A 16,032-nucleotide genomic window follows, 5' to 3' on the forward strand; every position below is an offset into this window, starting at 1 on the left:
TGGCGATTTCTTGGCCATAACGGTTTCCTTTCTGCGGCCATCTGCCGCTCAAAATAAAGACCGCTGTTGACTGCCAGAGCATTTCTCGATTCAATCGAGTTGTTACGCCTCCGACCCTGCTGTCAGCGATCTGGGTTGCTGCAGGTCTGGCAAACTAGGCATTGTTGAGGTTGCAGCCTCAGCAATGCCGCTGTTGTTTACCGTTGTCCATTATATGATTGCGAGTCTTTGCCTACATGGCAAGCTTTAAGAATCAATAAATTGTGGACAGACTGTGGATAACGTCAATTTACGGATACTTCCCCTATATTTAGATATTATGAGCCTTCAAGCCTATATATAGACTTTTCTACAACCGTTATTTGCCCGGCTTAGTAGAAAATGTTCAGCAAGCGTTAACTTTTTCACTTCATCCTCATCACATGGAACCGAATCGCGCCTTCAATGAAATGCCCATGCCGCTGTTTCAGCCCGCGGCAGATGATGTTGTTTTGCCGGTTCAGCAATCGCGCAAGAATACCGCACCATCTTATCTGACCGATCACCGCGCCCGTCTGCGCGACCGCTTCATGCAGGGCGGCGCGACGGCGATGCCGGATTACGAATTGCTGGAACTGGTTCTGTTTCGCGCCATCCCGCGTCAGGACGTGAAACCACTGGCCCGGCGACTGATCGAGGCTTTCGGGGATTTCAACCGGGTTTTGGCCGCGCCGCCGGCACGCCTGCAACAGATACAGGGGGTCGGTCCCGCCGTTGTGCAGGAACTGAAGATTGTAGAGGCTGCGGCACAGCGAATGGCGCGCGCAAAGATTCTGCATCGTCCGGCGCTGTCAGGCTGGCAGGCTTTGCTGGATTATTGTCATACCACGATGGCGCATCGGGAAATCGAACAGTTCCGGGTCCTGTATCTGGACCGGAAGAACGTGCTGATCGCGGATGAGGAGCAGGCGAGGGGCACCGTGGATCACGTCCCCGTCTACCCACGCGAAATCATCCGCCGCGCACTGGAACTGAACGCCTCTGCGCTGATCCTGGTGCACAATCATCCTTCTGGCGATCCAACGCCATCGGAGTCAGATATCACGATGACTGCACGGATCATGCAGGCCGCGGATTCCATGGGAATCACTTTGCATGATCACCTGATTATCGGCAAATCGCGCGAATTGAGTTTTCGATCCGAAGGGATGTTATAGCGTCAGATGGGCCGGTCGATCGACTGGTAGATGTCGTCCAACTGCTTTTGCCGCCGATCATAGGCGTCACGGATACAATCGACATCAGCGCCGCAGGCCTCGCGCTGATGCAGCCAGGTCACCTGCTGATCCATCATGTTTCCACGCGTGCCCATGGCAAACAATCCCGCCAGAAGATCCAGCGTTGTAACCATTTTCACATCCGCATCGTTCAGGTCACGGTTGTCGCAAATCGCGCGCTCATCCGGTTTCAGGTCGGGTAAATCGCAGTCAAAGCTTGCCGCCTGAGACATCATGGGAGAACCGATCAGAAGTATCGCGATCAGCAATTTCGACTTTGGCATGGTGCCCTCGGGGTTCCGGTCGATCCACAGCATATGCTGATGTTTTCGGCATGCCTAGCCTGCGCATCCAGACAAATGACCATCGATCACATCAGATCACGCCTCCGTATGCAGCGCTCGCAGCAAATAGCGCCGATAATCACACGCGACATAAATCCAACAGCGGTCAGGCCTTGCATCTGGCGGCAAAGGCATATCGTCTGGACTGACGGATAATTGAACGCTAGAACCGCGACACATGGCTGCGTTGCGGAACGCGGCCCGGAATGTCGTATAGGCCGGCGAGTCGGCCCGAATTGGAGTATGACCCGTGTCCCACGCAGACGATCACGTAGGCACCCGGAGGGATTTCCTCTATTACGCCACAGCGGGCGCAGGCGCGGTTGCCGCCGGTGCCGCCGGCTGGACGCTTGTGAACCAGATGAACCCTTCGGCCGATGTGCAGGCCCTGTCCTCGATTCAGGTCGATGTCAGTGGCATCAATGTTGGCACGCAGCTGACCGTGAAATGGCTGGGCAAGCCCGTGTTCATTCGCCGCCGCACACCCGAAGAAATCGAGGCAGGACGCGCAGTTGAACTGAACCAGCTGATCGACCAGAGCGCCGAAAACGAAAACCTGCCCGGCGAACCTGCGACCGATGCCAACCGGACACTGGACGAAGCTGGCGAATGGCTGGTCATGATCGGCGTTTGCACTCATTTGGGGTGCGTTCCGATCGGCGATGGCGCCGGCGATTTCGGCGGCTGGTTCTGCCCCTGCCACGGCTCGCATTACGACACGGCTGGCCGCATCCGTCAGGGACCGGCCCCGCAGAACCTGCATATTCCCGTTGCTGAATTTATCAGCGACACCACCATCAAGCTGGGCTGAGGAGGGCTTTACACATGGCCGGTATTCCGCACGACCATTACGAGCCCAAGACGGGCTTTGAAAATTGGCTGCATCGCCGTCTCCCGGTGGTCAGTCTTGTTTATGACACTCTGATGATCCCGACCCCCAAGAACCTGAATTGGTGGTGGATCTGGGGGATCGTTCTGGCATTCTGCCTGGCACTGCAAATCGTGACCGGCATCGTGCTGGTGATGCATTATACGCCGCATGTCGATCTGGCCTTTGCCAGCGTCGAACATATCATGCGCAACGTGAATGGCGGCTATATGCTGCGCTATCTGCATGCAAACGGCGCCTCGCTGTTCTTCTTTGCCGTCTATATCCACATCTTCCGCGGTCTGTATTACGGCAGCTACAAAGCCCCGCGTGAAGTGACCTGGATTGTCGGCATGCTGATTTATCTGGCGATGATGGCGACGGCATTCATGGGCTATGTTCTGCCCTGGGGCCAGATGTCCTTCTGGGGTGCGACTGTGATCACCGGCCTGTTCGGGGCCATCCCCGGCATTGGTGAGCCGATCCAGACCTGGCTGCTGGGCGGCCCGGCTGTGGATAACGCCACGCTGAACCGCTTCTTCTCGCTGCATTATCTGCTGCCCTTCATCATCGCGGCGCTTGTGATCGTCCATATCTGGGCCTTCCACACCTCCGGCAACAACAACCCGACCGGGATCGAGGTGCGCCGCACCAGCAAGGAAGAGGCCGAAAAGGACACCCTGCCCTTCTGGCCCTATTTCGTGATCAAGGATCTGTTCGCGCTGGCCGTGATTCTGGTGATCTTCTTTGCGGTCGTGGGCTTCATGCCGAACTATCTGGGCCACCCCGATAACTATATCGAGGCGAACCCGCTGGCGACGCCTGCCCATATCGTGCCGGAATGGTATTTCCTGCCCTTCTACGCCATCCTGCGCGCCTTCACCTCGGACGTGTGGGTCGTGATGCTGGTCGAATGGCTGTCCTTCGGCATCATAGACGCCAAGTTCTTCGGCGTTCTGGCGATGTTCGGTGCGATTCTGGTCATGGCACTGGTGCCGTGGCTGGACACAAGCCGCGTTCGCTCGGGTCAGTATCGCCCGCTCTTCAAGTGGTGGTTCTGGCTGCTGGCCGTCGATTTTGTCGTCCTGATGTGGGTCGGCGCAATGCCTGCCGAGGGGATTTATCCCTATATCGCCCTGTTCGGAGCCGCTTACTGGTTCGCCTACTTCCTGGTGATTCTGCCCCTGTTGGGTGTGATCGAGAAGCCGTTGCCGATGCCTGCAACCATCGAGGAAGACTTCAACGATCACTACGGCGCAAAAGCGCATCCGGCCGAGTAAGGAGAGCCATCAATGACCCTGAGAACCAAGACGCTCACGGCTGTTGCGGCCCTGACGATCTCTGCCGCAGGGTTTGCCTTTGGGCAAACCACCGCGCCAGAGGCGGAAACGGAACAGCAACCCGTTCAGGCGCAACAAGCGCCTGTCGAAGGGGCGCAGGATGCCGCAAACCAGGCGGAAACGGCCGCAGAAGATGCGGCAGAATCCACCGCAGAATCCACCGCCGATACCGCTGCCGAGGCAGAGGCTGCCGCCACCGATGCCGCCGAAACGGCGCGCGAAGAGGCCGATACCCCTGTTGCAGACGACACCGATCCCGCCGCGGAAACGGTGACGCCTGCCGAACAGGAAGCGGCCGAGGAAACCGCGACGGACGCCCCGGCGGCTGACGCGACCACGGCCGATGATCCGGCAGCGGAAACCGCAACCGAAGAAAATCTGGACGAACAGGCAACCCCTGAACCGACAGATGAAGCCGTCGAAGTCACCCCTGCCGAAGAAAACGCACCGGCCGGCGTCGAGGCCGAAACCGCGGGCGAGGCCGTAGATGCCGCCGCCCCGACCGCAACGGTCGAGACCGCGGGCGAAGCCGCCGAAGAAGAAGCCGCAGCGGGCGATCCCGGTGCGGCGGCCGAGGCTGAAGAAGGTCAAGGCGAAGAAGCCGCTGCCAGCCATGGCGGTGGTCACATCGAGGACGTCGCCTTCAGCTTTGAAGGCCCCTTCGGCAAATTCGACCAGTTCCAGCTTCAGCGCGGCTTGCAGGTCTATACCGAGGTCTGCGCGGCCTGCCACGGCCTGCGCTATGTCCCGATCCGCACGCTTGCGGATGAAGGCGGACCCGGCCTGCCGGAAGATCAGGTTCGCGCCTATGCCGCAAATCTGACACCGATTCTGGACGACGAAACCGGCGAAGAGCGGCCGCGCCTGCCGACCGATCACTTCCCGACGGTGCTGGGCGATGGCATGGGTCCGGACCTGTCGCTGATGGCCAAGGCCCGCGCGGGTTTCCACGGTCCTTATGGCACCGGCATCAGCCAGTTGATCAACGGGATCGGCGGCCCGGAATATATCCACGCGATCCTGTCCAGCTATACCGGCGAGGAAGTCGAACAGGCGGGCACTGTCTTCTATGTCAACGACGCCTTCTCGACCGGTCAGATCTCGATGCCGCCGCCGCTGTCGGACGGTCTGATCACCTATGAGGATGGCACCGAAGCGACCGTCGATCAGATGGCGACTGACGTATCCGCCTTCCTGATGTGGACCGCCGAACCAAAGATGATGGCACGCAAGCAGGTCGGCTTTTCGGCGGTGCTGCTGCTGTTGGTGATAAGCGGCTTGCTTTACTACACCAACAAACGCTTGTGGGCGCCCTATAAGGGCAAGAACCTGCACAAGTAATCTGCGCAGACATCAAATCATCAGAACGCGTCCTTCGGGGCGCGTTTTGCATTTCAAAGACAGGGCCGTGCTGGACAATCGCGCCGACCCCTGCAAAATCCGGTCCAAAGAGGGGGAAATGACATTGGCGATCTGGAATCTGGGCTCGATCAACATTGATCACATCTATCGTCTGGATCATCTGCCCAAAGCGGGTGAAACAATCTCGGCTTTGGATTTCACGCATGGTCTTGGGGGCAAAGGCGCCAACCAATCGGTTGCGGCAGCCCGTGCCGGTGCGGAAACCTATCATCTGGGCGCAATGGGCAGCAACGATCAGTGGGTGATCGAGCGGTTGGCGGATGCAGGCATCTTCACCGGGAATATCCTGCGGATGGACGATGTCGTCACCGGGCATGCCATCATTTTGCTGGATGAAAACGGGGAAAACTCCATCATCGTGCATCCGGGGGCCAATCGAAAACTGTCCATAAAAATGCTGCAAAGCCGTTTTGACAATATCACGGCTCGGGACACGTTACTGATCCAAAACGAAACCAACTGTCAGGTCGAAGGGGCCAAATCCGCCAGAAAGGTTGGGGCGCGGGTGGTCTATTCGGCTGCGCCCTTCGAGATCGAAGCCGTTCGCGCCATCCTGCCCTATACTGACATTCTGGCAATGAACGCGGGCGAGGCAGATCAGTTGTTTACAGCGATCCCCGGCGATTTGCCGGTCAGTGGGCTGCTGATCACGCGCGGGGCCGACGGGGCCGAATATCGCGACCTGACGACCGGGCAGACCTACCAGCAAGCCGCGTTTCGGGTGAAAGCCGTCGATACCACGGGGGCCGGCGATACGTTTGCGGGCTATTTTGCCGCCGCGCTGGACCGGGGGGACACCATCCCCGAAGCCCTGCGGCTGGCGTCGGCAGCATCCGCATTGCAAGTCACCCGATATGGTGCCGGAGACGCGATTCCCATGCTGGAAGAAGTTGTCGCGTTTCTTGCCAAGCAAAGCTGAGTGCGATCAACCAAGAGCGTATCCGGTTCCCCGCACTGTGCGGACCGGATTATCGCCGCCATTCTGCATCAGCGCCTTGCGGAGGCGACCGACATGCACATCAATCGTGCGCGTATCGACATAGATATCGCGCCCCCAGACTCGATCCAGAAGCTGTTCACGCGTCCAGACCCGGCCGGGCTTTTCCATCAGCGTTGACAGCAAACGAAACTCGGTCGGACCCAGATGCAGCGCGTGGCCGCCGCGAAACACGCGATGTTCCGCTGCATCCAGAATAATGTCTTCATAGCTCAGTCGTTCGCCCATGCTGGCGGGCCGCGTGCGGCGCAACTGGGTGCGCAGTCGGGCCATCAGTTCGACCACGGAATAGGGCTTTACGACGTAATCATCGGCACCGGTTTCCAGTCCACGGACTCGGTCTCCTTCTTCGCCGCGCGCCGACAGCATGATGATCGGGATCGAACGGGTGCCGGGATCAGCCTTGACCTGACGGCAAACCTCGATCCCCGAGACCTTGGGCAGCATCCAGTCCAACACTAGCAGATCGGGCTGCTCTTCCTGCACCAGAAGCAGGGCGTCTTCGCCGTTATCGGCAACCACAACGTCGAAACCTTCGGCTTCAAGATTGTATTGCAGCACTTCGCGCTGCGCGCCCTCATCCTCGACGACAAGAACGCAAGGGGCCTGACGGACCATGATTTATCCTCCGGTCGCTAGATCTGCTTCGGCCTGAACACTGCTGGATTTGGGCCGCGTGTCGTCCGGAATGTCCCCGGTCACCAGATAGATGACCTGTTCGGCAATGGTCGTAGCATGATCGCCCATCCGCTCGATATTCTTGGCAATGAAATGCAAGTGCATGCAGGAGGTGATGTTGCGCGGATCTTCCATCATGAAAGTCAGGAATTCACGGAACAGCGCGTTATACATCTGATCCACCTCCAGGTCGCGCTGACGCACATCTTCGGCCAGTTCGGAATCGCGGCGGATATAGCTGTCCAACGCATCCTGCAACATCTTGCTGACCGCCTGCGCCATCCGGCGCAGCGCCATGCCAGAGCCGTAGATCTGTGGCAACTGCGACAGAACCGACGTGCGCTTGGCCATGTTCTTGGCGTAATCGCCCACGCGCTCCAGCGAGGCCGCGATCTTCATCACCGCCAAAACCATCCGCAGATCCGTCGCAGTCGGTGCCCGCAGCGCAATCAGACGCGCGGCATCTTCGTTGATTTGCGCTTCCAGCGCATCGATGGCCTTGTCCCGGCGGCGAACTTGCTCGGCAAGCTCTTCATCGCGGGCTTCCAGTGCGGCGGCTGCATCGGTGATGGCCGTTTCGACCATGCCGCCCATCTTGACCACCATCGCCTGAATCGTCTCAAGATCACGGTCAAAGGCCGATGAGATATGTTTGTCGCGGTTCACTGAGTGTCCTCCTGCAATCATCAACCGATACGGCCTGAAATATAGGCCTCAGTTCTGCTGTCCTGCGGTTTCGTGAAAATGTCGTCAGTGTCACCATATTCAACCAGATGACCCAGATGGAAGAACGCGGTCTTCTGGCTGACGCGTGCGGCTTGTTGCATCGAGTGGGTCACGATCACGACTGAATATTTTTCACGCAGCTGATCGATCAACTCCTCGACCTGACTGGTGGCAATGGGATCAAGGGCGGAACAGGGTTCGTCCATCAACAGAACCTCTGGCTCGGTCGCAACGGCACGTGCGATGCACAACCGCTGTTGCTGACCACCCGACAGGCCGGTTCCGGGTTCATGCAGCCGGTCCTTGACCTCATTCCACAGGGCGGCACCCCGCAATGCCTTTTCGACGATCTGATCCAGATCGGCCCGGTTGCGGGTCATGCCATGGATGCGGGGGCCGTAGGCCACATTGTCATAGATCGACTTTGGAAACGGGTTCGGCTTCTGAAACACCATGCCAACCTTGGCCCGCAACTGCACCGGATCGACGCGGCGGTCATAGATATCTTCGCCGTCCAACGCGATCCGGCCTTCGATGCGGGCGATCGGAATGGTGTCGTTCATGCGGTTGATGCAGCGCAGGAAGGTTGATTTCCCGCAGCCGGACGGGCCAATAAAGGCCGTCACGGTCTTGTCCAGAATATCGACGCTGACATCCTTGATGGCGTGCTTGTCGCCGTAATAGACCTGCACATCATTTGCCGAGATCTTGATGTCACCCTGGCTCACGGCATTCTCCACTCGATTCATATCGTACATCTTGGCCTCCTTCGGGCCGGATTACCAACGGCGCTCGAACTTGCGGCGCAGGTAGATCGCCAGCAGGTTCATGCAGAACAGGAAGATCAGCAGCACGATGATCGCGCCCGAAGCCCGCTCGATAAAGGCCGGGTCGGACCGCTGCGTCCAGTTATAGACCTGCACAGGCAGGGCCGAAGCGGGATCGAACAGCCCTTCGGGAGGGGCCGCCGGGTAGTTTTTGACAAAGGCCACCATGCCGATCAACAGCAGCGGCGCAGTTTCGCCCAATGCCTGTGCCAGTCCAATGATCGTGCCGGTCAAAATGCCCGGCATGGCCAGTGGCAGGACGTGATGGAACACTGACTGCATCTTCGAGGCGCCCACGCCAAGCGCCGCATCGCGGATTGACGGCGGCACCGCCTTCAGCGCCGCGCGGGTCGAGATGATGATGGTCGGCAGCGTCATCAGGGTCAGCACCAGCCCCCCCACAATCGGCGCGGATTGCGGCAGGCCGGCAAAATTGATGAAGGCCGCCAGACCAAGAATGCCGAACACGATCGACGGCACAGCCGCAAGGTTCGAGATATTCACCTCGATAATATCCGTCCATTTGTTCTTGGGGGCAAATTCCTCAAGATAGATCGAGGCGCCCACGCCAATCGGCACGGCCAGCAGCAGAACCACCAGCATCATATACAGCGACCCAAGGATCGCGATGCCGACGCCCGCCGCTTCGGGGCGTTGGTCGGACGCGTCAGGGTTGGTCAGAAAGTTCCAGTTGAAGCGCGTCACCATCAGACCTCGGTCACGCAGCTCTTGCGCCAGCATCAGTTGTTCGGGCGAAGTATTCTTGTCGTTGGCCGCGCTTTCCATGCTGACGCGCCCTTTGAAGAAGCCATCGACGCGACCATTTGCCAGCACATCCACATCAATCATCTGGCCGATCAGGTCGGGATTGGCCAGAACGCGGTGGCGAACCTGGGCCGACGCCTCTTTCGAGATCAGACCGCTGATCTGCTTTTCCGTCAGGCCCTGGATCTGGATATTTTCGCGGACAACCGCGGCCTCGACGGCAGCATCCAGAACCTTGCCGTAGGACAGGGTCAGAACCTTGGCCATTTCCTCGGGGTTGCGGTTGCCCTTGGGATCCAGAACTTCAGCGTTCAACTGGACGGGAATTGCCAGATAGGTCTGCCGGAACGCACCCGAACCATCACGGACAATGGTGAACAACAGCACCACCAGCGCCAGCAGCGCGACCCCGATGGCGGTTGCACCATAAAGGCGAAAGCGTTTTTCGGCGGCATTCCGGCGTCGCGTGTTGGCGTCAGCGACCATCAATGAGGATTTTGCGGCAGAGGCAGTGCCCGACCGGGGCATGGGCATATCGGTCATTCGTATTGCTCGCGATATTTGCGCACGATGTAAAGCGCGACCACATTCAGGACCAGGGTGATGACGAACAGCGTCAGGCCAAGGGCAAAGGCGACCAGCGTTTCGGGTGAATTGAAATCGCTGTCACCGGTCAGCTGGCTGACGATCTTGACGGTAATCGTCGTCATCGCCTCGAACGGATTCAGGTCCATGCGGGCGGAGGCACCGGCCCCTAGGACCACGATCATCGTTTCGCCAATCGCGCGGCTGGCGGCCAGCAAGACCGCCCCGACCACACCCGGCAGCGCGGCAGGTAGCACAACCTTACGGATCGTTTCCGACGGGGTCGACCCAAGCCCAAGCGCGCCATCGCGCAGGCTTTGTGGAACGGCGTTGATGATATCGTCGGACAGTGAACTGACGAACGGGATCAGCATGATCCCCATGACCAGCCCCGCTGTCAGCACCGATGACCCCGAATTGCCCCAACCCATCGGTTGCGCGAAATAATCTCGCAGCATCGGGCCGACCGTGACCAGCGCGAAAAGCCCATAAACGATGGTGGGAATACCGGCCAGAATTTCGATGGCGGGTTTTGCGATGCCGCGAACCCGCTTGCTTGCATATTCCGACATATAGATCGCCGCGAACAACCCGATCGGAACCGAGACGATCAGCGCGATCAGAGAGATATACAGCGTTCCCCACAGCAGTGGCAGGATGCCCAGCTGTGAATTTCCCTGAAAGCGCGGTGTCCATTCGGTGCCGAAGAAGAAGGTTTTCCAGTCATAGATCTGGAAGAATTTTCCCGTCTCGAACAGCAACGACAACACGATGCCGGCAGTGGTCGCAATCGCGATCAGGGAACAGAAGATCAGAATGCCCAGCACGATCCGCTCGACCGTGTTTCGTGCGTGAAAATCCACGCCGATCCGGGTGATGCCCCAGCCAAGCCCGACGACCGCAGCGGCAAGCGCCACAAGGCCGACGACCGGCCCGGCCTCGGCCATGATTACACCGGACATGCGCAGCAGCGATGCAATTGCGATCACAACGACCGCTGGCAGAAACGCCGCCAAGCCCACCAAAAACCCATGATAGGTCGGGCGGCTGTGCAGTTTTCGGATATCAGGACCAGCGGCGCTGAACGCGCGGCTGCGGCCGACCAGATAACCTGCGATGGCAAGCAGAAAGCTGGCAAAAAGTGCCCAGGACAGCGGCATACGGGCTTCCTTCCATCATGAAGGGGCGAACAGATGTGACGGGCGGCGCGTTGGACGCGCCGCCCGTTCCGGGATTACTGCAGAACGGTTTCGTTGGTGACGGCCTCTTGGGTCGCAGCCAGTTCCGGGTCGGAGACCAGCCCGTATTCGGCCAGCGGGCCTTCAGGGCCGGACAGTTCATCCGAGACGAAGAATTCAACGAATTCCTTCAGCCCGGCGATTTCGCCGATATGGGCTTTCTTCACATAGAAGAACAACGGACGCGACACCGGATATTCACCCGAGGCGATGGTCTCGGTCGAAGGGCTAACACCGCCCATGGTGCCGACCTTCAGCTTGTCGGTGTTGTTTTCGTAGAAGGACAGGCCAAAAACACCAATACCGTTCGGCGCGCTGTCGATACGGGCCAGCGTTTCGGTATAATCGCCGTCGATATCGACCGACTTGCCGTCGGTGCGCAGCGTCATGCAGGCCTCTTCTGCGGCATCTTCGTCGCCCAGTTCAGCCTTGAACACCTCCATCGCGCCCGATTCTTCGCAACCGGCCAAGATCACTTTTTCTTCGAAAACTTCGCGGGTGCCGTGCTTGGTGCCCGGGATGAAGGCCAGAATTTCCTGCTCGGGCAGGTCCGGGTTTACCTCGTTCCAGCTTGCGGCGGTGTTGTCAGCCATCTTGCCGTCTTTGAGACCTTGGCAGACAGGGCGTTGAACCAGTCGGCGGGGGTAAAGACGAAATCCGGGCCGCTGGATGCGTTGGCAAAGACGATCCCGTCATAGCCGATGCGGACTTCCATGACGTCGGTCACGCCGGCAGCCGCGCAGGCTTCGCGTTCGCTGTCCTTGATCGGACGGCTGGCATTGGCGATATCGATGGTGTTTTCGCCGACACCTTCACAGAATTTCTGCAGGCCAGCCGAGGAGCCGCCCGATTCAACCACGGGGGTCGGGAAGTCGGTATTTTCGCCAAAAGCTTCGGCAACGATGGTGGCGTAAGGCAGCACTGTCGACGAACCCGACACTTGAATCTGATCGCGGGCGGCAGCGGCAGTGGCCGAGGCGGCGATCACGGCAAGGGCCGAGACGGTAAATTTCACGGTGTTCATGGATCACTCCTGAGTCGGTCTATCCCCCTTTGGGGCTGCCGCACAGCTAGACGGCTCAGGTGACATCAATGCAAAACTTATGTGACGTTATTATGACAATTGCGATGGATTGATTTTGCTTCCCTTTTCATCCTGAAAGAGATCACAGGCAGCACCGCCCGCCCGGCACGGCGCCCATTGTAACAGAATCAACGGCGCAGAGGCGTCAGCCGATCTTTCCGCGAACACCGCCGGTCTGGGCGCGGTCCATCAGAAACTGGTCCAGAATCACGCAAGCCGCCATCGCTTCGGCCACCGGCACGGCGCGAATGCCCACGCAGGGATCATGGCGGCCCTTGGTGATCAGGTCGATGTCTTCGCCATGCTGATTGATCGTCTTGCGCGGCGTGGTGATGGAACTGGTCGGCTTGACCGAGAATCGCACCAGAATGGGCTGCCCGGTTGAAATCCCCCCAAGAATCCCCCCCGCATGGTTGGAATTGAAGATCGGGCCGTCATTTCCCATGCGGATCTCATCGGCATTTTCGGTGCCGGTCAGGGCGGCAGCACCCATGCCTTCGCCAATCTCGACACCTTTGACCGCGTTGATCGACATCATCGCAGCGGCAAGATCGGTGTCCAGCTTGGCATAAACCGGGGCGCCCAGACCCGGTGGGCATCCTTCGATCAGAACCTCGACCGCCGCGCCGACGCTGTTCTGATCCTTGCGAATCCCGTCCAAATAGTCGGCCCATGCATCCACGGCACCCGCATCGGGCAGGAAAAACGGGTTATCGGCAATGGCCGAGCTGTCAAAATTCGCACGGTCCAGATGCATCTGCCCCATCTGCACCATATAGCTGACGATCCGCAGCTTTGGCACCAGATGGTTCAGAGCCGCCAAGGCAACCCCGCCCGCCGCGACCCGTGCAGCCGTTTCACGCGCACTGGACCGCCCGCCGCCACGATAATCGCGGATGCCATATTTCAGGTGATAGGTGATATCGGCATGTCCGGGGCGGAAACTGCTGGCGATATCACCATAATCCTTGGATCGCTGATCGGTATTCTCGATCATCAATTGAATGGGCGTGCCGGTGGTTTTCCCCTCAAACACACCGGACAGGATGCGAACCTGATCCGCTTCGCGGCGCTGCGTGGTGAACTTGCTGGTGCCGGGGCGGCGGCGGTCAAGGAATTGCTGGATGAACGCCTCATCCAGCGGAACACCGGGGGGCACGCCATCCACCGTTGCGCCCAAGGCAGGACCGTGGCTTTCGCCCCATGTCGTAAACCGGAACTCGCGGCCAAAAGTGTTATAGCTCATGCGGTTTCTCCGGTCAGGGATTTCAACTCATAGATCAGGTCCAGCGCCTGTTTCGGCGACATGGTATCGGGATGCACGTCTTTCATCCGCGCGTCCAGTGCGCTTTCCTTGACCCTGGCTGGGGTGGGGGTCGGCGGCACGGCGCGAAACAGCGGCAGATCGTCGATCAGCGCGGCAGGACGGGCCGCCCCTTCGCGTTCGCCCGATTCCAGCGCATCCAGAACCTCGCGCGCGCGGTCAACAACGCTGCCGGGCAAGCCCGCCAACCGTGCCACCTGCACGCCATAACTGCGATCCGCCGCGCCTTTGCGAACTTCGTGCAGGAAAATCACATCGCCTTCCCACTCACGCACGGCGACGGTGGCGTTTTCGACGCCGTCCAGCTTGGCCGTCAGGGCAGTCATCTCGTGGTAATGGGTGGCGAACAACGCGCGACAGCGGTTCACACCGTGCAAATGCTCCATGACGGCCCATGCGATGCTGAGACCATCCCACGTTGCCGTGCCGCGCCCGATTTCGTCCAGAATCACCAGCGCATGATCGTCTGCCTGATTCAGGATCGCGGCGGTTTCAACCATTTCAACCATGAACGTGGACCGGCCCCGCGCCAGATCATCGGCAGCGCCCACGCGGCTGAACAACTGGCTGACCATACCAATATGGGCGTCGCGCGCAGGCACGAATGCGCCTGCCTGCGCCAGAACAGCGATCAAGGCATTCTGCCGCAGGAAGGTCGATTTACCCGCCATATTCGGACCGGTCAGCAGCCAGATCGCCGGAGTTTCACCGCTGGTCAGATTGCAGTCATTGGCAACAAACGCTTCACTCTTGCGCTTTAGGGCACGCTCGACGACCGGGTGACGACCGCCGATGATCTGAAATGCGCGGCTGTCATCGACACGGGGCCGCGTCCAACCTTCGCCCGATGCAAGGTCGGCAAAGGCGCCGGCCAGATCAATTTCGGCCAAAGCACGTGCCGCCTGACCGATCTGCGCGGCCTGCTGCAAAATGGCGGCGCGAAGGCGGTCAAAGATACCGCGTTCAATCTCCAGCGCCCGGTCGCGGGCATTCAGGATGCGGGTTTCAAGTTCTGACAGCTCGACCGTCGTAAAGCGGAGCTGGTTCGCCGTGGTCTGACGGTGAATGAAGATTTCGTTCAGTGGCGGCGCCATCATCTTTTCAGCGTGGGTCGCCGTGGTTTCAATGAAATAGCCCAGCACGTTGTTATGCTTGATCTTCAGGCTTTGGACCCCGGCACGGGCGACATAGTCAGCCTGCATGCCCGCAATCACGCCACGGCCTTCGTCACGAAGGCGGCGGGTATCGTCCAGATCCGCATCATAATCAGGCGTGACAAAGCCGCCGTCCCGCGCCAGCAAAGGCGGCTCGGCCACCAGCGCCTGATCCAGAAGGTCGATCAGATCGTTGTGCCCGATCAGATCGCGCACCGCATCGCGCAACAGCTGCGCCGCATCACCGGGCAACCGCTGGGCAATCGCGGCACCCTGGGTCAGACCGGCGCGGATCGCCGCCAGATCGCGCGGACCGCCGCGCTCTAACGCAAGGCGGGACAGCGCGCGGTCCATATCCGGCACACGGGCCAGCGCATCGCGCAAATCCGCGGTCAGGCGCGTATCGTCGACCAGTTGCGCCACCGCATCCTGCCGCGCATGGATCAGGGGCAAATCGCGCGATGGCGCACTGATGCGGCGTTCCAGCAGGCGTGCTCCAGCCGCCGTCACGGTGCGGTCAATCGCCGACAAAAGACTGCCTTCGCGCCCCCCCGACAAAGCCTGTGTCAGTTCCAGATTGCGACGCGTCGCCGCATCAATCTGCACGGCACCGCCTGCGCGTTCACGCACCGGGGGACGCAGCAAGGGCAGTTTACCTTTTTGCGTCATCTCAAGATAATCGACAATCGCGCCCATGGCCGACAGCTCTGCCCGGCTGAAACTGCCAAACCCGTCCAGCGTTTCCACACCATAGAGCGCCGACAAGCGCCGCGCGCCCGCCGCGCTGTCGAATGATCCGGGCGGCAAATCGGTCAGTGCCGCCCCGGCCTCGGACGCCAGATCGTCAAGGCCCGCGCCCTCGGCGGCCAACAGTTCACGCGGGGCCAGCCGGGCCAGTTCGGGCGCAAGCCGCGTGGGCGAACACTCCATCACCTGAAACGCCCCGGTCGAAATATCGACCCATGCCAGCGCGCCTTCGTCACGCACCTGCGCATAGGCGGCCAGAAAATTGTGGCGCCGCGCCTCCAACAGCGCCTCTTCGGTCAGGGTGCCGGGCGTGACCAGACGCACGACATCCCGGGCAACCACCGATTTCGAGCCGCGCTTTTTCGCCTCGGCCGGGTCTTCCATCTGTTCGGCAATCGCGACGCGAAACCCCTTGCGGATCAGTGTCAGCAGATAACCTTCGGCGGCGTGAACCGGCACCCCGCACATTGGGATCGGTTCGCCCTGATGCGTCCCGCGCTTGGTCAATGCAATATCCAGCGCCGCTGCCGCCTGCACGGCATCGTCAAAGAACATCTCGTAGAAATCGCCCATGCGATAGAACAGCAGCGACCCCGGATTCGCGTCCCGGATCGCCAGATATTGCGCCATCATCGGTGTGGGCTGATCACTCATGCCTGTCCTTCGCCTGTCTTGTG

At 59.9% G+C, this 16,032-nt stretch carries 12 protein-coding genes and 2 pseudogenes; 5 read left to right on the forward strand and 9 right to left on the reverse strand.

Annotated elements, in window-relative coordinates:
- The first annotated feature begins 422 nt into the window (after positions 1 to 422).
- Positions 423 to 1,196 (forward strand): RadC family protein, encoded by a 774-nt coding sequence (radC, locus tag H4P12_RS05450; protein WP_187792609.1) that lies wholly within the window; start codon positions 423 to 425, stop codon positions 1,194 to 1,196.
- Between the two features lie 2 nt (positions 1,197 to 1,198).
- On the opposite strand, the gene H4P12_RS05455 is transcribed toward radC, so the two are convergent.
- Positions 1,199 to 1,573: a lysozyme inhibitor LprI family protein gene (locus H4P12_RS05455; RefSeq protein ID WP_223115722.1), complete on the reverse strand. Its 375-nt coding sequence runs from the start codon at positions 1,571 to 1,573 to the stop codon at positions 1,199 to 1,201.
- A 277-nt stretch (positions 1,574 to 1,850) separates the two neighbouring features.
- Here H4P12_RS05455 and petA point away from each other — a divergent pair, with 277 nt between their 5' ends.
- The 4 genes and pseudogenes from petA (at position 1,851) to H4P12_RS05475 (ending at position 6,149) form a co-directional block, all read left to right on the forward strand.
- A complete protein-coding gene (petA, locus tag H4P12_RS05460; protein ID WP_187792610.1) occupies positions 1,851 to 2,411 on the forward strand; it encodes a ubiquinol-cytochrome c reductase iron-sulfur subunit in 561 nt (186 codons plus the stop codon).
- Between the two features lie 14 nt (positions 2,412 to 2,425).
- A complete protein-coding gene (gene petB / locus H4P12_RS05465; protein ID WP_187792611.1) occupies positions 2,426 to 3,748 on the forward strand; it encodes a cytochrome b in 1,323 nt (440 codons plus the stop codon).
- Positions 3,749 to 4,414: 666 nt separating this feature from the next.
- Positions 4,415 to 5,149: pseudogene (locus tag H4P12_RS18710) on the forward strand (cytochrome c1); the annotation flags it as partial.
- Between the two features lie 124 nt (positions 5,150 to 5,273).
- Positions 5,274 to 6,149 carry a ribokinase gene (locus H4P12_RS05475; RefSeq protein WP_187793316.1) on the forward strand — a complete coding sequence of 292 codons (876 nt, stop codon included), beginning with the start codon at positions 5,274 to 5,276 and terminating at the stop codon, positions 6,147 to 6,149.
- Positions 6,150 to 6,155: 6 nt separating this feature from the next.
- On the opposite strand, the gene phoB is transcribed toward H4P12_RS05475, so the two are convergent.
- The 8 genes and pseudogenes from phoB to mutS all read right to left on the reverse strand — a co-directional run bounded on the left by phoB (position 6,156) and on the right by mutS (position 16,009).
- Complete coding sequence (gene phoB / locus H4P12_RS05480; RefSeq protein WP_187792613.1) at positions 6,156 to 6,845, reverse strand: phosphate regulon transcriptional regulator PhoB; 690 nt, start codon at positions 6,843 to 6,845, stop codon at positions 6,156 to 6,158.
- A gap of 3 nt (positions 6,846 to 6,848) precedes the next feature.
- Positions 6,849 to 7,571, reverse strand: coding sequence for a phosphate signaling complex protein PhoU (gene phoU / locus H4P12_RS05485; RefSeq protein WP_187792614.1), 723 nt, complete (start codon positions 7,569 to 7,571; stop codon positions 6,849 to 6,851).
- Between the two features lie 20 nt (positions 7,572 to 7,591).
- A complete protein-coding gene (gene pstB, locus H4P12_RS05490; RefSeq protein WP_187792615.1) occupies positions 7,592 to 8,389 on the reverse strand; it encodes a phosphate ABC transporter ATP-binding protein PstB in 798 nt (265 codons plus the stop codon).
- A 21-nt stretch (positions 8,390 to 8,410) separates the two neighbouring features.
- Positions 8,411 to 9,766 (reverse strand): phosphate ABC transporter permease PstA, encoded by a 1,356-nt coding sequence (gene pstA, locus H4P12_RS05495; RefSeq protein WP_187792616.1) that lies wholly within the window; start codon positions 9,764 to 9,766, stop codon positions 8,411 to 8,413.
- Positions 9,763 to 10,968: a phosphate ABC transporter permease subunit PstC gene (gene pstC / locus H4P12_RS05500; RefSeq protein ID WP_187792617.1), complete on the reverse strand. Its 1,206-nt coding sequence runs from the start codon at positions 10,966 to 10,968 to the stop codon at positions 9,763 to 9,765. The genes pstA and pstC overlap by 4 nt, the downstream gene beginning before the upstream one ends.
- Positions 10,969 to 11,042: 74 nt before the next feature.
- A pseudogene (locus H4P12_RS05505) lies at positions 11,043 to 12,070 on the reverse strand (substrate-binding domain-containing protein).
- A 205-nt stretch (positions 12,071 to 12,275) separates the two neighbouring features.
- Positions 12,276 to 13,376 (reverse strand): chorismate synthase, encoded by a 1,101-nt coding sequence (gene aroC, locus H4P12_RS05510; RefSeq protein ID WP_187792618.1) that lies wholly within the window; start codon positions 13,374 to 13,376, stop codon positions 12,276 to 12,278.
- A complete protein-coding gene (gene mutS / locus H4P12_RS05515; protein WP_187792619.1) occupies positions 13,373 to 16,009 on the reverse strand; it encodes a DNA mismatch repair protein MutS in 2,637 nt (878 codons plus the stop codon). Before mutS ends, aroC begins: the two co-directional genes overlap by 4 nt.
- Positions 16,010 to 16,032 lie beyond the last annotated feature (23 nt).

Origin of the sequence: Paracoccus amoyensis, assembly GCF_014490725.1 — a bacterium.
GTDB lineage: Bacteria > Pseudomonadota > Alphaproteobacteria > Rhodobacterales > Rhodobacteraceae > Paracoccus > Paracoccus amoyensis.